The organism is Pedobacter superstes (assembly GCF_037622515.1).
Lineage (GTDB): Bacteria > Bacteroidota > Bacteroidia > Sphingobacteriales > Sphingobacteriaceae > Paradesertivirga > Paradesertivirga superstes.
On the sequence record NZ_JBBJCN010000001.1, the window covers coordinates 420,671 to 440,172 of the forward strand.

Annotated in this window: 17 protein-coding genes; 12 read left to right on the forward strand and 5 right to left on the reverse strand. The window is 38.3% G+C overall.

Going from position 1 to position 19,502, the window contains the following annotated elements; translation table 11 throughout:
• Positions 1–10 precede the first annotated feature (10 nt).
• From yihA to WG906_RS01975, 7 genes are all read left to right on the forward strand, one after another.
• On the forward strand, positions 11–625 hold the full coding sequence (yihA, locus tag WG906_RS01945) for a ribosome biogenesis GTP-binding protein YihA/YsxC (protein ID WP_339990830.1): 615 nt from the start codon (positions 11–13) through the stop codon (positions 623–625).
• A 43-nt stretch (positions 626–668) separates the two neighbouring features.
• On the forward strand, positions 669–1,526 hold the full coding sequence (locus WG906_RS01950; RefSeq protein ID WP_339990831.1) for a UbiA-like polyprenyltransferase: 858 nt from the start codon (positions 669–671) through the stop codon (positions 1,524–1,526).
• Positions 1,504–2,160 (forward strand): Crp/Fnr family transcriptional regulator, encoded by a 657-nt coding sequence (locus tag WG906_RS01955; RefSeq protein WP_339990832.1) that lies wholly within the window; start codon positions 1,504–1,506, stop codon positions 2,158–2,160. The genes WG906_RS01950 and WG906_RS01955 overlap by 23 nt, the downstream gene beginning before the upstream one ends.
• Positions 2,161–2,321: 161 nt before the next feature.
• Complete coding sequence (locus tag WG906_RS01960; RefSeq protein ID WP_339990833.1) at positions 2,322–2,915, forward strand: Rossmann-fold NAD(P)-binding domain-containing protein; 594 nt, start codon at positions 2,322–2,324, stop codon at positions 2,913–2,915.
• A gap of 304 nt (positions 2,916–3,219) precedes the next feature.
• Positions 3,220–4,926: a M3 family oligoendopeptidase gene (locus WG906_RS01965; RefSeq protein ID WP_339990834.1), complete on the forward strand. Its 1,707-nt coding sequence runs from the start codon at positions 3,220–3,222 to the stop codon at positions 4,924–4,926.
• 199 nt (positions 4,927–5,125) lie between these two features.
• Entirely contained in the window at positions 5,126–5,782 is a 657-nt protein-coding gene (locus tag WG906_RS01970; RefSeq protein ID WP_339990835.1) for a hypothetical protein, read from the forward strand.
• A 46-nt stretch (positions 5,783–5,828) separates the two neighbouring features.
• Entirely contained in the window at positions 5,829–7,541 is a 1,713-nt protein-coding gene (locus WG906_RS01975; protein WP_339990836.1) for an amino acid permease, read from the forward strand.
• Between the two features lie 64 nt (positions 7,542–7,605).
• Here the strand turns inward: WG906_RS01975 and WG906_RS01980 are convergent, their stop codons facing one another.
• Positions 7,606–9,582, reverse strand: coding sequence for a KUP/HAK/KT family potassium transporter (locus WG906_RS01980; protein ID WP_339990837.1), 1,977 nt, complete (start codon positions 9,580–9,582; stop codon positions 7,606–7,608).
• Between the two features lie 189 nt (positions 9,583–9,771).
• Between WG906_RS01980 and WG906_RS01985 the strand changes: the two genes are divergently transcribed.
• Genes WG906_RS01985 through bcp form a run of 4 tightly spaced genes read left to right on the forward strand, consistent with a single transcriptional unit; the run spans position 9,772 to position 13,161 of the window.
• Positions 9,772–10,329: a T9SS type A sorting domain-containing protein gene (locus tag WG906_RS01985; protein ID WP_339990838.1), complete on the forward strand. Its 558-nt coding sequence runs from the start codon at positions 9,772–9,774 to the stop codon at positions 10,327–10,329.
• 37 nt (positions 10,330–10,366) lie between these two features.
• Positions 10,367–10,978, forward strand: a complete 612-nt coding sequence (locus WG906_RS01990) for a fumarylacetoacetate hydrolase family protein (RefSeq protein ID WP_339990839.1) — start codon at positions 10,367–10,369, stop codon at positions 10,976–10,978.
• The gene (locus WG906_RS01995; protein ID WP_339990840.1) at positions 10,965–12,692 is read left to right on the forward strand and encodes a M23 family metallopeptidase; all 1,728 of its coding nucleotides are present in this window, start codon (positions 10,965–10,967) and stop codon (positions 12,690–12,692) included. The genes WG906_RS01990 and WG906_RS01995 overlap by 14 nt, the downstream gene beginning before the upstream one ends.
• Positions 12,693–12,696: 4 nt before the next feature.
• A complete protein-coding gene (bcp, locus tag WG906_RS02000) occupies positions 12,697–13,161 on the forward strand; it encodes a thioredoxin-dependent thiol peroxidase (protein ID WP_339990841.1) in 465 nt (154 codons plus the stop codon).
• Positions 13,162–13,194: 33 nt separating this feature from the next.
• Here bcp and WG906_RS02005 read toward each other — a convergent pair whose 3' ends face one another.
• The 4 genes from WG906_RS02005 to WG906_RS02020 are packed head-to-tail and all read right to left on the reverse strand — an operon-like array spanning position 13,195 to position 18,386.
• Positions 13,195–15,183 (reverse strand): OmpA family protein, encoded by a 1,989-nt coding sequence (locus WG906_RS02005; RefSeq protein ID WP_339990842.1) that lies wholly within the window; start codon positions 15,181–15,183, stop codon positions 13,195–13,197.
• A 14-nt stretch (positions 15,184–15,197) separates the two neighbouring features.
• Complete coding sequence (locus WG906_RS02010) at positions 15,198–16,169, reverse strand: PorP/SprF family type IX secretion system membrane protein (protein ID WP_339990843.1); 972 nt, start codon at positions 16,167–16,169, stop codon at positions 15,198–15,200.
• Position 16,170: 1 nt separating this feature from the next.
• Complete coding sequence (locus tag WG906_RS02015; RefSeq protein WP_339990844.1) at positions 16,171–17,430, reverse strand: T9SS type B sorting domain-containing protein; 1,260 nt, start codon at positions 17,428–17,430, stop codon at positions 16,171–16,173.
• Positions 17,431–17,432: 2 nt separating this feature from the next.
• Positions 17,433–18,386: a phage tail-like protein gene (locus tag WG906_RS02020; RefSeq protein WP_339990845.1), complete on the reverse strand. Its 954-nt coding sequence runs from the start codon at positions 18,384–18,386 to the stop codon at positions 17,433–17,435.
• Positions 18,387–18,576: 190 nt separating this feature from the next.
• On the opposite strand from WG906_RS02020, the gene WG906_RS02025 reads away from it, so the two are divergent.
• Positions 18,577–19,422 carry a transketolase gene (locus WG906_RS02025; RefSeq protein ID WP_339990846.1) on the forward strand — a complete coding sequence of 282 codons (846 nt, stop codon included), beginning with the start codon at positions 18,577–18,579 and terminating at the stop codon, positions 19,420–19,422.
• Positions 19,423–19,502: the final 80 nt, after the last annotated feature.

The following is a 19,502-nucleotide window of genomic DNA, read 5'->3' on the forward strand; positions in this document are numbered from 1 at the left end:
CTTTGCCGCGATGCTTATACATACAGCCGAATTTAAATGCAGCAATACACGTACCGATAAACTACCTCCTCCGGCTTTGCCCGAGTATGCATTTATCGGACGATCAAATGTCGGAAAATCCTCTCTGATAAACATGCTTACCCAAAAAAAAGGTTTAGCTAAAACTTCACAAACTCCCGGAAAAACCCAGCTTATAAACCATTTCTTAATAAACGATAAATGGTATATTGTTGATTTACCCGGTTATGGATTTGCCCGTGCTTCCAAAACCAGCCGTGGCGAATGGGAGCGTTTTATAAAGTACTACCTCAAAAATCGCGAAAGCTTACAATGCGTTTTTGTACTTATTGACAGCCGTGTACCGCCTCAAAAAACAGATTTAGAATTTTGCTTTTGGTTAGGCGAACACGGAATTCCTTTCCTGTTGGTCTTCACAAAAGCGGATAAACAATCCAAACATAAAACATTACAAACCGTAGCTGCATTTAAAAAAGAACTCTTGGTTTCATTCGAAGAAGTGCCGCAGCAGTTTATAACCTCTTCGGAGACACAAGAGGGCCGTGAAGAAATACTTTCGCTTATCGCTGAAATAAACAAAGAGTTTAAAGCTCCGGTTATAGAATAATACTACACGTTTCAAATCTAAAATCTCACATCTAAGAAATCAGATGAAGAAATACCTTTCACTAGTCCTTTTTGCACATACCATTTTTGCAATGCCTTTTGCATTTATAGGATTTTTTCTGGCGCTTACAACTACAGAGAACACATTCAGCTGGATGAGCCTGGTATTTATGATACTATGCATGATTTTTGCCAGAAACTCTGCGATGGCATTTAACCGCTATCTCGACCGAAACTTTGATGCTGAAAACCCCCGAACAGTTGTCAGAGATATTCCTGCGGGCCGGATCCCTGCAAAAAATGCCTTGCTGTTTACACTGATAAATTGTGCTCTTTTTATTTTTACCACCTATTTTATTAATCCACTCTGTTTTTATTTATCTCCTGTAGCACTGGCTGTGATTTTAGGATATAGTTTCACTAAACGATTTACCCCTCTTTGTCATCTTATTTTAGGGATTGGTTTAGGCCTGGCTCCTATCGGTGCCTACCTGGTAGTTACAGGCGAATTTGCGCTTTTACCCATTTTCTTTTCTCTGGCGGTAGTTTGCTGGGTTAGCGGCTTTGATATTATTTATGCTTTGCAGGATGATGAATTCGATAAAACCGCCAATTTATACTCTATTCCATCTGTATTAGGGAGAAAAAAGGCTTTATTGATTTCTTCCCTGCTCCATGTACTAAGTGTGGTTTTTATATCCATGCCTTTACTCTATACCGACCTTGGATGGTTTTATATCACTGGTATAATTTTCTTTATCGCCCTATTAATTTATCAGCACCGGCTTGTAAAGCCCGACGATTTAAGCCGGGTAAATCTAGCATTCGGAACGACGAACGGCATTGCATCCGTTATATTTGCAGCATTCTTTTTGTTAGATGTTTACTTTAGAACCCATTAATTCTGAGTTGGAAAAACTATCCCACCTTCACCTTTCCCTTTTTAGGGATTTCTTAAAAAAGTTCATCAGCTTTACAGATGAAGAATGGATAATATTTGCAGAACAACTTTATTCCAGAAATCTAAAGAAGAAAGACTATTTCGTTGAAGCAGGCAATTTATGCACTGAAGTTGGCTTTATTATTCAGGGCTCCCTCCGGTGTTTCAATATAAAAGAAGGGGCAGAAATAACAGATTATTTCTGCCTCGAAAACGATATGATAAGTGCTTACAAGAGTTTCTTAACAGGCACGCCTTCCTCTACTTCGATCGAAGCTATTGAGAATACGAGTCTTATAATTTTTTCAAAAGCAGGACTGGATAAACTTTTAGCAAACGAGCATATAAATTATAAAATTGAACGTTTCGGCAGACTGGTTGCCGAATACTATTTAATCTGTTATGAGGACAGGGTTACTTCTTTTGTCATGCAAAGCCCGGAAGAAAGATACTTATCTCTACTAAAAGACAACAGGAATATCATCAGGCGCATTCCACAGCATTATATTGCTAACTTTTTAGGCATTACGCCTGTTTCTCTCTCCAGGATCAGAAAACGGATCATGGAACCGGTTAACCAGATCAGAGTCTCTTAGATCATTAGGAAATTTCTTATCTTTTGTTAACGTTCCGAGTATTTCGGGTGCGGTAGTTTTGATTAATAAATTAGAAAAACATGCATACCATACTAGGAGCAGGCGGACCAATAAGTAATGCACTTGCACACGAATTGTAACAAACAAATCACCCAGTTAGATTGGCGAGTCGTAATCCCGTAAAGACCTCAGGGAAAACGACCTGGGAAAAAACCGATCTTTTAAATTACCAGGAAACTCTTAACACTTGTCATGGCTCGGAGGTAATCTATTTATGTGCGGGTTTAAAATACGACAAAAACATATGGCAGGAACAATGGCCCAAAATCATGCAAAACGTAATCAACGTTACAAAAGAAACAGGAGCCAGATTTATCTTTTTTGATAACGTTTATATGTATGGGCTTGTAAATGGAGCGATGACCGAAGAAACTGAATACAATCCAATCAGTGTAAAAGGAGAAGTCAGAGCTAAAATTGCTATGCACTTAATGAACGAAGTTAAAACAGGAAACATTAAAGCAAGCATTGCAAGGGCCGCCGACTTTTATGGAGCAACAGATTCGGGCAATAGTTTTTTCGATATGATGGTACTGGATAAACTCTCAAAAAAACAGATGCCACAATGGTTGGGGAATTCCGAAACACTGCATTCATTTACATATGTACCTGATGCGCAAAAGCAATGTTCATTCTTGGCCAAACCCCGGCAAGCGATAATCAGATATGGCATTTGCCTACTGCCCCCGCCATGAAAGGAAATGAGTTTATCAGGCTTTCAGCTGATATATTCCATGCAAAACCGAAACACACAAGAATCAATAAATTTATGCTGCAATCAATAGGCATATTCAACCCGCTCATAAAAAACACTGTAGAAATGTATTATCAATACCAATACGACTATAGTTTAAACTCATCCAAATTCGAAAAAGCTTTCGGGATAACGCCGGTTTCATACCTTCAAGGCATTCAACATCTGTCAGAAACTTTTTATTCTCACAAAAATTCTAAAACAACATGATCTCATTTTAACTTAGCAGGATTAAATACAAAATCATGATAGCCAAAAAGCCAAGAATATTTGTTCCGGAAAACCTTGAAATAAATTGGGAGAAACTTGAACCTCTATTTCTGGAATTAAAGAACAGGACGATTAGTTCTGTTGAAGACTTAGAACGATGGTTAAAAGATCGCAGTGAGCTGGAAGCTGCCCTTGAAGAAGATTTTGCCTGGCGTTATATTCGCATGACCTGCGATACGGCTAACGAAGAATTATTACAAAGTTTCCAATATTTCGCTACAGAAATAGAACCTAAAATCGCCCCTATTTCTAATGACCTTAATAAAAAACTAATCGACAGTCCTTTTGTAAATAATCTCAATAAAGACAAATACTTTGTTTTTATTCGAAGCATAAAAAAAGCCTTACAACTTTTCAGGGAAGAAAACATTCCGTTATTAACCGAAATTCAGGTTAAACAGCAAACCTATCAATCCATAACCGGAGCGATGAGCGTTACAATTGATGGAAAGGAATATACTCTAGAACAAGCTTCGGTCTTTTTAAAAGATGTAGACAGAAATATCAGACAACAAGCATGGGAAGCAATCACAGCACGACGCCTGCAAGACAAAGATAAACTTGATGATCTGTTTAATGAGCTATTAAAGCTTCGCCATCAGGTAGCTTTAAATGCTGGTTTTGAAAACTTCCGTGATTATATGTTTCAGGCACTGGGCAGATTTGATTATACTCCTCATGACTGCTATAAATTCCATGCATCTATTGAAAGAGAAATTGTTCCGATCTTACAAAAGCAGGCGGAAAAAAGACGGGCTGCACTGGGCTTGAACGAGTTAAAACCCTGGGATATGGATGTCGACACATCTGGCAAACCAGCTTTAAAACCTTTTAGCAACGGGCAGGAACTAATTGATAAATCTATAACATGTTTCCAGGCATTAAATCCATATATAGGTGAGCGTCTGGAAATAATGAAAACAAATGGGCTTTTTGATGTCGAAAGTCGTAAGGGAAAAGCTCCCGGAGGCTATAATTATCCGTTGGCAGAAACCGGAGCTCCGTTTATTTTCATGAATTCGGCAAACACGTTTCGTGACCTGACCACCATGGTTCATGAAGGCGGACATGCTGTTCATACTTTTATAAGCGCTGAGTTAGAATTGAACGACTTTAAACACCTCCCCTCTGAAGTGGCAGAATTAGCATCCATGAGTATGGAGTTAATTTCAATGGATAAGTGGGATGTATTTTTCGATAATGAAGAAGATTTAAAACGAGCGAAAAAGGATCAGTTACGCGATGTACTGAAAACCCTTCCATGGGTGGCTGTTGTAGATCAGTTTCAACACTGGATTTACACAAACCCTGAACATACTACCGCCCAACGAAAAACGGCCTGGAAGGAAATTATTGAGCCTTTTGGAAATAACTTTACCAATTGGACAGGTTATGAGGACGCTTTGGAAAACTTATGGCAAAAACAGCTTCATATATTTGAAGTTCCGTTTTATTATATTGAATACGGAATCGCTCAATTAGGCGCAATAGCAGTTTGGAAAAACTACAAAGAAAATCCCGGGCAGGCATTAGAAAAATATCTGGAAGCTCTTAAATTAGGCTATACCAAAACCATCAAAAAAATTTATAAAACTGCAGGTATTGAATTCAATTTCAGTTCTGACTATGTGCATGAGCTTGCTAAATTTATAAAAAAAGAGCAGGAAAAACTGGAAGATTAAGTTTTAAACAACCATTATCCGATGAACAAAGAGTCTTGATTTCAGGGCTCTTTGGATCATTATACTTCACACGATTCCCGTTGAAATTCCCGCCCTACCCCATCTCAACCTATTACTAATCAGCAACATAAACAATAACATCGACATAAAACAAGAAGAACTTTTAAAACTTTCCTGAACCCTTGGGAGTTATCAGAAGATGAAAACCCTCTTTCTTTTATTTCTATGCTTTGTTCCGAGTATACTTTTCTCTCAGGAATGGAAACCTTACAAAATAGACGACTCGGTTCAAGTTTCGTTACCCACCGATTTTACAAAGGTTGACACGCTGGGGCAAACCAGCTTTACAGCGAAAACTTCATTCGGTTATATACAGATTACTAAGCAGTCTGATAATCCTTCCACAACTCCCGATATCGAAAAATTAAGACACCTGAACTCGTATTATGACAACTTTGTAAGCCGCATAAGATCATCTGCTAAGGATGGAAGTATCATAAACGAAAAGGATACCTTATTAGGAAATTTGCACGTAAAAGATTTCACATTAGCTGTAGACAGCGGAAGCGGGAAACAGCTCCGAAATATCAGAATATTACATGAGAACAGTGCGACCTATACCTTTCAATACCTTTTCCAGGATATACATGAGGAATATGCTGCTCCTGAAAGCAAATTATTCTTTGAATCTATCAAAATCCCTCCAGCAATAGATGTAGAAAGCCAATTTACATCGCCTGAGAACACAACGGGAGACACTCCCTCAGGTAACACCTCCATTTACATCGGAGCAGGATTAATTTTATTAATTATTGTGGGAATACTATTTTATTTAAAGAAAAAACGCGGCGGATAGTAAATCAATTATTTCTATGTTTGAAATAGTTGATTAAATTCTGCAAATGGCTAATAATTACTTCCGAAAAAAAACAATCGCAACTATTCTTACGGATATAGAGCAAGGCTTTACCGATACTGAAAACGCAAAATCCGGGATTACCCATTTAAAAAAAGTTTTAGGTGTAAGAGACTTAACTTTTATGGGCATAGCAGCGGTTATTGGTGCAGGTATATTTTCAACTATCGGTCAGGCGGCATTTGACGGAGGCCCCGGTGTTACCTTACTTTTTATTCTAACCGCTATAACATGTGGATTCTCAGCATTGTGTTATGCTGAATTTGCATCAAGAATACCCGTTTCCGGGAGCGCCTATACCTACGCATATGCGTCGTTCGGAGAACTAATTGCATGGATTATTGGCTGGGATCTCCTGATGGAATATGCTATTGGTAACATAGCGGTAGCCATCTCCTGGAGTGAATATTTCACCAATTTGCTTGAAGGATTTAATATCTATATGCCTGCAAATCTTACTATGGATTATTTATCCGCAATGAGAGGAAGTGAAAAACTCGCACAACTGACCTCATCAGGCAATTTGGAAGAAATTACCGACACGGTAAAATATCAAGCTTTGGCCTGGAACAATGCACCCGGGTTTGGCAATATTAAATTTATAGCCGACCTACCAGCTCTCGCGATTGTAGTATTTATAACGTATCTGGTTTACATCGGTATCCGTGAAACAAAAAGAGCAACCAATGCCATGGTGATCCTTAAAATAGCTGTGGTGATCGGTGTTATACTAATAGGAGCTCATTATATTACTCCCGCAAACTGGAGTCCGTTTCTTCCCAATGAGTTCTCAGGGGTTATGAAGGGGGTTTCTGGAGTATTTTTCGCTTACATCGGTTTCGATGCTATTTCAACAACTGCCGAAGAATGCAAGAATCCGCAAAGGGACTTGCCTAAAGGCATGATTTATTCATTAATAATATGCACAGTGTTGTATATTTTAATCGCCCTAGTATTAACAGGAATGGTTAATTACAGTGAATTGCAAGTTGCAGATCCATTGGCATTTGTATTTAAGAGAGTGGGCCTGGATGAAATTAGTTACATTATATCAGTGAGCGCAGTTATTGCCACCGCCAGTGTATTACTAATATTTCAAATGGGGCAGCCCCGTATCTGGATGAGCATGAGTAGAGATGGGCTTTTACCTATGGCATTTTCCCGTATTCATCCCAAATATCAAACCCCCAGCTTTTCGACAATAGTGACCGGCTTTGTCGTAGCCATACCTGCGCTGTTTATGAACTTAACAGAAGTAACTGATCTAACCAGCATCGGAACCTTGTTTGCCTTTGTACTAGTTTGCGGAGGAGTTTTGGTGCTGGAAAAAGATAAGAATATGCAACCAGGGCGATTTAGAATACCCTATATTAATTCAAAATACATTGTTCCGGGATTGCTCATCGCGGGTTTTATAGTTTTTTGGGGACCTGTATCGGAACTATTCCAGATGCAGGGAGACTGGCATAATTACAAAGATAATCTTCCGTACTTTTTATTTATCATACTTGCTGTTGTGATCGCATGGCTTTCTTTCACAAAAAACCTTTCCCTTATCCCGGTAATGGGCTTACTAAGCTGCTTTTACTTGATGACCGAATTAGGGTATCAAAGCTGGGAAAGATTTTTGATCTGGTTGGCAATAGGTTTAATTATCTATTTTACCTATGGTTACAAAAATAGCAGATTGAATGTATAAGTATTCTGGCATCTCACAATGTCTTTATAATTTCATGAACATCGTACTAAATACCAGATACTTTTCAGACAATTCTCTGCAGTTGAATATTTTCGTGGTAAGAAACAACCAGTGGCACTTTCTCCACTGTTACAAAGCTCAAATCTAAACCAAAACCGCGTTCCTCTGATAAGCTCAAATGCTTCAAAAGGAAGTAATAATCCATAATCAGGCGTTCTCTGAACGATAATTTATTGGCTTTAGACATGATTTTTTCAAGTACAACAAATCTAAAATCGCCAATGATCTGACGTTTATTTAACGAATCGTATCTACTTGTAATATCCACCTCTCCCTTTTTAACCAGCTCTTCCACTACCATCCTGTAAAGAACATTTATTCTCTGTTCAACCCTGAATCCAAGTCGGAAATCTATTCTTATAAGTTTGCCCGGAACAAGAAACTCCACTTTGTATTCCAGTGTATGGGGTTCATCAGTTACATCCACGTGCACCAACCAGTAAACGTCGGCCCTTTTGGGCTGTTTTTGCAAGATAGAATAAATGATTTTAGACTCAATTTCCGAACTGAAATTAGCGCTTGTTAAGTAAACAAGCTGAGACGCATATTTTGGAACCGAAGAATCCTCACTCAGCTCTTTCAGAATAGGGAAATAATCGTCAATCTCAACAAATTTCACATACCTGTTTTTGATCTTCCTTGCAGACGACCATCCGTACATAACCGAGAAAAACAGTATCGAAAGCAACAAAGTAAACCAACCACCATGTAAGAACTTTGACAGGTTTGACACAAGGAAAAGAAGCTCCAGCGATCCATAAATCGTAGCAAAAATCACTATCAAATAGGTGGGGAACCTTTTTCGCTGCAGGTATACACACATTAAAATTGTGGTCATCATGAAGGTTAGAGTTATCGCTAAACCATAAGCCCCTTCCATATTAGCAGATTCTCTAAAAATCCCAACAACCACAATACAGCCCAACCAGAGCAGCCAGTTTATTGAGGGTACATATAATTGCCCTTTCCTATTGGAAGGATAATTAATTTTGACTTTAGGCCATAAGTTTAAACGGACAGCCTCTGATATTAGAGTAAACGACCCGGAAATCATAGCCTGAGAGGCAATTACAGCCGCACAGGTTGCAATTGCAATACCAAATATCAAAAACCATCCTGGCATTATCTCATAAAAAGGATTAAGTGCCAGATCAGTTCCCTTGTCCATTAATTTAGTGCCCTGATGGTGCCATAACCACACACCCTGTCCAAAATAATTTAGAATCAAACAGGTTTTTACATAAATCCAGCTAATCCGAATATTTGAACGGCCACAATGTCCCAGATCAGAATATAAAGCTTCGGCCCCTGTAGTACATAGAAAAACCGCGGCAATGATATAAAGAGCGCCGAAATCGTTGTTACTAATATCAATAGTGCTGGCAATGATATGGTAAGCATAATAGGGATTTACAGCTTTAAATATCTGGGGTAAATCCACTACATAAAAAGCTCCCAGAAGAGCCATCATAGTAAACCATATAAACATTATTGGCCCAAAGGCCTTCCCTATAAATGAGGTTCCGAACTGCTGAACAATAAATAAACCTGAAATTATAGCTAGTACAATCGGAATAGTCTGCAGGTTAGCATTATATATCCTCAAACCTTCAATAGCCGCAGAAACTGTGATGGGCGGAGTAATCATCCCGTCGGCAAGTAAAGATGCTCCCCCGATCATAGCTGGAATAACCAGCCATTTAGCGCGTCGTTTAACAAGAGATAACAGAGAAAAAATCCCGCCCTCACCCTTGTTATCCGCCCGTAATGTTATTATTACATATTTGATGGTAGTCTGTAGAGTTAATGTCCAGAAAATACACGAGAGTCCTCCCAGGATTAAATCTGTAGTAATTATCCTTTCACCAATTATGGCCTTGAAAACATATAAAGGGGAGGTACCTATGTCTCCGTAAATAATCCCTAAACTTACCAGTAAACCTGCTGCTGAAAGTTTGTGAAGGTCTTTTTGATGTGCCACCGATCTTTTTCTAACTTGGGCTCAAATGTACAATTTGACACTCAATAAACAAAGCTGATAATCAGCGCACATTATATGAATTAACGGTATGGTATTTGAGTGTTAAAAAGTGTTAAATACCCTAATTAACACTCGAAAAATAAAGTTTATAAATAATTTATCTTTAAATTTGTTTTATTCCATTATTAGATGAAAAAACTCTACTCACTTATTATTTTATTTAGCTTTTTATTAATGAGTGCCCATGCGGCTTTCGTTAGTAAAAATGATCTATTTAAAAGAGTAGAAGGTATTCCTGATTCTTTAAAAAAAAGCAGTCCGAAATCTATTTCAAAAATCACAGATACAAGGCCCGGAAAGCCATCAGCAGTAAAATCTGTAAAAATTAACATCATCCCATTTAAACCCTCTTATATCCGGACAATTCCGGCATCAGGCAATACTACTCAATCAACAAAAAACTCAGCTTCGTCTGCTGATCTTAAGGTGCTGAGCAACGTAAAAGTTTACCCAAACCCGGTTTCGGACCATTTGAATCTGTCATATTTTGTGAACAAAGATTCAAATGTTACCATAAAAATCATGGATATTTTAGGTAATGAAATCACCACTTTATTATCGCAACGTTTACCCGCGGGTGAACAAATAAATTCATTTCCTATTTCATCTTCACTCAACAGCGGGTACTATTTCATCCGGCTTATTGTTGGTAATGAAACTATCATAAAGAGAATTTCCATCCTGTAAAATTTATTAAGCCTGTTTATTAATATATCTTCGTGGCATGAAAATCATTGCTGTCGGGCGAAATTATGCTAAGCACGCCAAAGAATTAAATAACGACATTCCAGGTTCTCCTGTTATTTTCATGAAACCCGATACGGCGGTTTTAAAAGATAACAAACCCTTTTACATACCTGATTTCTCTGAAGAAATACATCATGAAATTGAACTGGTTCTAAAAATATCAAAAGAAGGAAAACACATTTCTGAAAAATTTGCATCTTCTTATTTTGATGAAATCGGACTGGGGGTTGACTTTACCGCCCGTGATATCCAACAAAAACATAAGGAAAAAGGATTGCCGTGGGAACTGGCCAAATCTTTTGATAATTCAGCTCCTGTAAGCCGGTTTGTAAACAAATCAACCTTTAATGACCTATACAATATTAATTTCCATCTGGATGTTAATGGTAAAACTGTACAAATTGGAAACACAAAAGACCTGCTATTTTCGTTTGAAAAGTTAATAGTGTTTATTTCTCAATATATAACCCTTAAAAAAGGCGACTTAATTTTTACCGGAACTCCTGAAGGAGTAGGAAGAATAGTTATTGGAGATAAGTTAACTGGGTACATAGAAAAAGAAAAACTACTTGACTTTGAGATTAAATAGAAAAAAAATCATATTTATAATTCTAAACCTGATTCTTAATCAAAATTTATATTCACAGGATACTTTAAAAAGCATTTCGTATCCTCAGGGGTTCCGCCCTCCCCTTGATTTATCCCCATCTCTGACAGGTTCTTTTGGGGAAATAAGGAGCAATCATTTTCATTCCGGGCTTGATTATAGAACCAATCAACGGGAAGGTTATCCCGTTTTTGCTGTCGCAGATGGCTATATATCGAGACTGAGGGTTCAGATTGGGGGTTTTGGAAATGCGGTCTACATAAATCATCCTAATGGCTACACCTCTGTTTATGCGCATTTACAACGCTTTAATACGAGAATATCTCAAACTGTTAAAGATTTACAGTACAGAAGACAATCATTTGATGTGGATTTTCCGCTTGCTTCTATCGAAATCCCAGTAAAAAAAGGGGATATTATTGCATGGTCAGGTAATACAGGAAGCTCCGGCGGCCCTCATCTGCATTTCGAACTGCGCGATACAAAAACAGAAGAAACCATTAACCCGCAACTTTTTGGCATTAAAATTCCGGACAACGTTAAACCAATTCTTACAGGGTTGTATATGTACCGCATTGATCAAAATCCGTTCTCTGAAAATACCAACAACCAATATTTTCAGGTAACCGGGTCGAATGGAACCTATTTATTGAATAAAAACCCCGTAATCAATTTTAATAATCAAGTGGGTTTTGGGATAAGTGTTTATGACCAGCAAACACCCGGAGGGAACAAAAACGGAGTTTACTCCATTGAACTTCTTCTAGACGGAAAAACTATTTACACCTCAGTGCTTGAAAAATTTTCTTTTGAAAATAGCCGTGCAATAAATGCTCACATTGATTATCCGGCATTGATATCTTCCAACAGAACCATTCAGAAAAGTATTGTAGAACCAGGAAATCCATTAGCTATTTATAAAGAGGTAAAAAACAACGGTATCATCTCCTTGTCGGATGATGCAATACATCAGCTGCAGTACATCGTCAAAGATGTAAAAGGAAATACGAGCAGGTTAAATTTCGCGATACAAAGGAATATTAAATCTGTTATTCCTCAGAAAAGAGCGGAAGGGATAAAACTGTTTAGGTTCACTGATTCCACCGATTATATAACCGATAAAATGAAAGTCGCGATCCCAAAAGGAGCCTTATATAGCGACATCGACTTAAAATATTCGGTTAATGGCCGTGTGCCTGCTGGAGGGTATTCCTTCATCCATAATATTCACACACGTTTAATTCCAGTGCATAAAAATTATCATTTATGGATAAAACCAGATGTCTCTATGTCCGAAGAGCTCATGGGAAAAGCTGTAATCGTCGATGCCCGTGGCATCTATCAGGGTGGAGTTTACGAAAATGGGTATATTAGAGCCAGCCCAAAAGCTTTCGGAAGCTTTTTTATTAAAGCTGATACAGCGGCCCCGGTTATCCGGCCTGCTAATATTTCTGATGGAAAATCAATGGCCGGCATTAGTAAAATTATTTTAAAGCTATCGGATAATTTGGCGGGCATTCGTTCTTTTAAAGGAACTATAGACGGCCAATGGGTTCTTTTCGAGTATGATTTTAAAACATCTACTTTATGGCATACATTTGAAGAGAGTTTGAGCCCGGGAAGACATCATTTGCAGTTTACTGCGACAGACATGAAACTCAACACCAGTACATATAACGCAACTTTTTATAAATAAGAACATGGCAGAATTAAAAGAAGGCGATATTGCGCCAAAGTTTACCTCAAAAGATCAGAACAGTAATACAATATCTTTAAGTGATTTTGCGGGCAAAGAAGTGATTTTGTATTTCTATCCAAAAGATGATACTCCAGGATGCACCGTGGAAGCCTGCAATTTTCGTGACAATTATCAATCATTGCAGCAGCAGGGATATAGTGTCATTGGTGTTAGTACAGACGATGAGAAATCTCATCAAAAATTTATCAATAAATACCAGCTTCCATTTACTTTGATTTCTGATACAGACAAAACTATTGTAGAAGCTTACGGAGTATGGGTTGAGAAAAACATGTATGGCAAAAAATACATGGGAACAGCAAGAAAAACCTTTATAATTGATAAAGAAGGAATTATAAAAAAGATCATTGATAAAGTAGATACTAAAGAAGCCTCGAAACAGGTTCTGGACCTCCTTAGTACCTAGGACATAAAGTAAGTATTTGGTACTATCAATTACTTATTTCCTTTTCAAAACTGAAGATAGCGTAATACTACCGGTACCGGCGACAGGATTTATTTTAACAACTTTAAACTCTGTACGCCGGTTCAGCTGATGTTCTCTAAAGGAGCATTTCGCACCCTCGCCGCAACGGTTAAGTAACTCGGATTCGCCCAAACCAAGCGCGGTAAGTCTTGATGAACCAACTCCTTTATCCTTCAGGTAATTAATCGCCGACTCAGCCCGCTTCTGTGAAAGCCATTTATTATAAACTGCTTTACCCCTGGCGTCAGTATGTGATCGCATTTCGATATTTATATTTGGCATATTAAACATAAAGGATGCTACTTTATTCAATTCATTAGCTGCATCTGGCCTGATATTCCATTTATCGAAATTATAATATATATTTTGAAGCTTAACCATATAGGTATCGTCCTGAGAACGCTCAAGTTCAAACTTCACATTAAAAACTGTCGATTCGAATAATCCACGAGTAGAGATTGCCCCTTCTTGCTTTGAATAATATCTGGCCTCGTTACCTGTCACAACATATTCCATATCCGGAGATAAATCGAAACGGAATTTACCCTGGGAATCCGAAATTGAAGAAAGCTGCTGGCCGGAAGTTTTATTCAAAAGAATGACTTCAACGTTACTTAGAATTGCACCTGTTGATTTGTCAATAACTTCACCTTCCACAGCAAAAAATAAAGCTTTCTTTTGCGGCGGAGCTATAGAAAATGTATAAATATCATCTGAGCCCATACCACCTTTGCGGTTCGAAGACATATACCCGTTCAGGTCGTCTGTAAAAAGTATTCCGAAATCATCATAGGATGAATTAAATGGTGCTTTCAAATTCTCGGCAACGGCGAAGTTACTTAAGGATCCTTCAGCAGTGAAAATATCAAGCCCACCCATGCCAATATGCCCCTTAGAGGCAAAATAAAAAGCTCCGTCTTTCTGTAAAACAGGAAAAACATCTTGTTCCGAAGTATTGATATTGGGTCCGCAGTTTACCGGTTTACCCCATGAACCATCGGATTGCTTTTGCGATGCATAAATATCCATTCCGCCTAATCCTCCTGGCATATCTGAAGCGAAATACAATATATCCCCATTAGGTGACAAAGCCGGATGCTGAATAGAATATTCATCATCATTTAAATGAATAGGTTTTGGAACCGACCAATCAAGTCCTTTTTTATACGCAACATAAATTCTTTTTTTAAGAAATGTGACTTTCTCCTTTTTGCGCTTTTCCGATTCGGTAACAGTAAAATAGACAGTATCTGCATTGGCCGTAAAAACCGGCACACCTGTATGCGATTCCTGATTTAAAACCGGCATTAAAGTCACTTTAAAACCTTCATTAAGTTTTGCAGCTTGATATAATTTCAGGTAAGGATTTCCTGTCCAGCCATAAATCACTTCTTTCTTTTTATTTCCGGTACCTTTCACGAACCACCTGTCGGATGTAAATACAAGATCATTTTTAAATTTCACCGGCGAGAAATCAGAATTTTCGCTGTTTAATGTCGCAGCATTTTCAACATTAACGTCCGGATCCGGATTTTCCGCCCACATTCTCGCAACGTCTGATGAGTTTGCAAGCCTGGTAGCCTCTTCTAAATTTTCCGGCAACTTTTGACCATACAGAATATAATTCTTCTTTGCCTCTTCGAACTTTCCATTTAATTTAAGTGCATCGGCATAATGCTTATAATTTATTGCATTGGCATCCGGATAGGTAAGTACTTTAGCGTAGGCTCTTTCTGAACCCTCAGGATCGTTAATAAAACGATAACAATCTGCAAGCTTTTGCGCTACTTCTAAGCTTGGTTTTGTTTGCATTATCTTTTCATAAATCGACAATGCGAGTTTAAAATCATAGCTTTCATAATATTTATTAGCCCGCAGTATATTATCCGAAAATATATTTCCCGGAGAAAAATAAGCTACTGAACAAACTAAAAATGCCAGAATTATCTTTCTATATTTCATCTGTACTGGATGATTTAAAAATAGCGTGGACTAAGTGTCACACTCTTTTTGTTTGAATTTAAAATCAGGCCTAATGAGAACTCATGTGTTCCATTTGAATAGTCTGCTAAATCTGATAATGAATAATCATAAGAATAACCAACCCTCAGATTTTTAAGAACAAATGCTTCAATTAAGCCCACTACTGAATTTTGACTAAATGTACTATTATTCCAACCTGTTTTTTTCCATAAATTAATACCCGTTCTGTATGAGCCTCCAACCCAGATCGATTCTTTGATCAAAAGAAAAGAGTTAAGATCTAAATTGGTGGGCCCTTTGGTATCTTCCCTGATTAAAAATGAGGGTTTTAATTTAAAATTCGAATTTAATTCAAATAAACCTCCTGCAGTTAAAAAATAATGCCGGCCTTGCCTTGTTATAGTATTTTTACCGACTTGCTGGTAATCAATAGAACCAGAAATTAAATCCGTAGCGGAAAGACCCGCATAAAATTTAGAGGTACTGTAGTGAACACCAAATCGCGCATCTGGAACAAAATACGTTTGTTTATCAATAAAGTTAGGATCACTTTCATCCTGAATTTGAGCATCATCGGAGTTTAAAGAAAACTGCCCTAACCCTATAGATATTCCAAGGGCCAATCTTGCGTCCGCTCCGACGGGGATCCGGTAAGCATAATTTGCATGTGCAGAGGTTTGCCTTTGCAAGCCGGCTTTGTCGTTTACCAGCGAAATACCTAAGCCCACCTTTTTATCTATCCCAAATGCACCATCAGCAATTAACGATTGTGTTTTAGGAGCGCCGGCGAACCCGGACCACTGATCACGGTGCAGTAAGCTTATATTATTCGTTTCCCTGTAACCGGCATAAGCAGGATTAATAACCAGTGTGTTGAACATATACTGGCTGTATTGAGGATCCTGCTGAGACAGTGCGGGTTTTATAAGTATAAACAGAATAATGAGCGTTAAATAATGTTTCATATCAATTCTTATTGATCATTGTTATAAATCCCTTAAACACGCGAGGTTGATTTTCGATAGTAGCAGTTAATATATAATAATAGGTACCTGATTGCAAATTGCCACCGTCCCATGCTTTATCGTTAGTATATCCTTTAATATTTAAAACTTCATCTCCCCAGCGATTAAAAATACTCAGCTTATTATCCGGGTACAACTCTATGTTATTTATAGGCCAGGTATCATTTTTATTATCTCCATCCGGAGAAAAGGCATTATAAAAAGTGAATGGATTTACAACATCAATATCAGAACTTAAGGTAAATGGCAAATTTTGAAAAGGCTGGAGGAAGTTGAAACTAATACTCCTGTTTAATACCCCATTATTTAAATCATCTTCAAATGTGCCGGCAGATAATGATACCGGTGTCGCTTTTTCCCATTGTAAAAAATTAGTCCAGTTAACAAGTTGTGAATATGTCTGATCAACAACCAAACTTTGATAAAAAGTAACATCTACCTCTGATGCACCTGCTTTCTGACTCAGGAGATAATAATACTTATTCGAGACTGTCCTGACATCATCTCTTTTCTTTGTTTTATCGAATCCGTCATTCGTCGGATCATAATTTAGCAAAGAAGCTGAAAATGTGTTTACCCCGGAATCTTCCGGTTTAAATTGCAAAGGCCGGTATAATATATTTACACTAGCTAATGCTGGATTTGATAGAGAACTACCTAATGGAAAAATATAAGGGAGATTAGTATTCGTATTCCTGACAAGATTCCCTTTTAAATCTGTGCTGATAAATCCGGTACCTGGAGTGCTTATATCATCAGACCTGATTATCGCATTGGGGCTTGGGTTAAGAATATGAAGGGTAAATTCGTTAGCATGCAGTTGTTTGTTCCCCAGAGATAATACTCCGGCAACATCTGCATTGGTTTTAAGAAATTTATCCCCCGTGCCGGAAAGTGCCAGATCAGGAAAAACAGTTTTAGTAGCTCCGCCCACTTCCTGAGTTCCGCCTGAAAGTGCCACAACTCCATTGGATGAGCCATCGAAAACAAAAGAATTTAAATCGGAATTGCTAAAATTCCCTTTAACTTCTAATTTCCCATTGTTTAAAACCGTTCCCTTAGTATTAGTAAATGCATCTGAAACATACACAAGACTGTTAGCAGTTAGCGTAATGATCTGATCTGAGTTCACTAGCTGTGCATTACTGCTTAAGCAGAACAGGCAGAAAACACTAAGCAATATCTTAGTTCTTTTCATCATGGTTATTCTACAACAGTAATATTAAACTTCATTGAAGCTGGATCTACCGCGGCTGCACCGGCATTCCAGAACGTTACCTCTACACTTCCGGGTAAAGCTCCGACCGCATCAACAGAAACGCGGGCATAGCTAATAATTAATCCAGATGGCAATGGCAATTCCGGTGAAACCGTCACTACTGAATTTTTTGAGCAATTGGGTATAGAAAATACTTCAACTCTTTGATTGCCTGAGGTAATACTAGATAGATCTCTTGTTACTGATGCCTTCAGTACTTTATTTATTGCATCACCAAGAGCACCAATTTTTAGATCACCGGCAACGTGCAATTTTGCGGTTGGATTCTCGGTACCTATACCTACGCTTCCAACTCCGGTAACTCTCATTCTTTCTGTGCCATTTGTTGCTACAATTAAGGGCTGGGCATCTGTTGTACCTAAATATGTACTTATATTGCCGGGAGTTGCGGCGTTCCCGCTCATTAACCAGGCATTTACAGGAAGTCCCTGCGGCCCGGCTGGTCCTGCCGGGCCTGCTGGTCCTTGTGGTCCGGGAGGCCCTCCTGCTGGTCCTGCCGGACCTGCCGGGCCAGCTGGCCCCTGAGGACCCGGAGTAGTAGAACTACCAATCGCTACCCAATTATCATCCTTCCACACATTAAATGACTTTGCATCAGTATTATATACAAGCATACCATTATAACTGGGTGACGATGTTAAAGGAACCAGAAGTGCATCGCGCTGAGCCTCTGTAAGTCTTGGAATCAGAAGACCTTTTGTACTTGAAACGATATCCAAAACAGCCTTGGAATTCGGTGTATTTGTGCCAATTCCAACAGAACCGTTTTGAGCATGGGCCCCGGTGGTCAGGCTAAATATAAAAATCAGCACCAATAAAAATTGGCTTAAAGGTTTAAAAAAACAATTCAGAGTTGATGAGGGTAGAGCTATTCCCATATAAATTAATCTTAATAGTGCGTTAATACTTATTCTTATATATTGGCGGTGATAGATTATTGAACTTGCATTTCTACGAAAAGTCTCTTTCGAAAGTTGCACTTATTAACATATAATTGTTAATAAAATACCGACCATCATTCATATCATTCCAATTTAATATTTACTTTTGCCGGATTATATACTTGATATGAACGCCGATATAAACAAATTAAACAATATTGCCAAGCAGGTGCGCCGTGATATCGTTAGAATGGTTCATCAATGCCAGTCGGGTCACCCCGGAGGTTCTTTGGGATGTACCGATTACATGGTAGCACTTTATTTCCATATGATGAATCATAAAACCGATTTTAGTATGGATGGAAAAGGTGAAGATCTGTTTTTCTTGTCCAACGGACATATTTCTCCGGTTTTTTATAGTGTACTGGCCCGCTCCGGCTATTTTGATGTAAGTGAACTTACCACTTTCCGTAAACTGGATTCAAGACTACAGGGCCACCCTACTACGCATGAAGGTTTACCTGGAGTTCGTATCGCCTCCGGCTCATTAGGTCAGGGTTTATCTGTTGCCATAGGCGCAGCTCTTACAAAAAAGTTAAATAAAGACAATTCTCTGGTTTTTACATTGCATGGCGATGGTGAACTTCAGGAAGGACAAATCTGGGAAGCAGCTATGTTTGCTCCTCATAATAAAGTAGACAATCTAATCTCTACGATCGACTTCAATGGTCAGCAAATTGATGGCCCGACCGAGAAGGTTCTATCATTAGGAAACCTTAGAGCGAAATGGGAAGCCTTTGGATGGGATGTTATGGAGATGAACGGGAACGACATGGAAGATGTTATCCGCGGTCTTGAAGAGGCGAAGTCCAGAGCATTTAAAGGTAAGCCGATCATGATTTTAATGCACACCAATATGGGTCATGGTGTTGATTTCATGATGGGATCGCATAAATGGCATGGCGTTGCTCCAAACGATGAGCAATTACAAGAGGCTCTTTCGCAGCTTGAATGCGACATGGAGGATTATTAACCGCTATCCCCTAAAGGGAATTTTATTAGAAACAAAAAAAACCTCTTTCTTAAAGAGGATTTATGTAAGAAATAAATGAA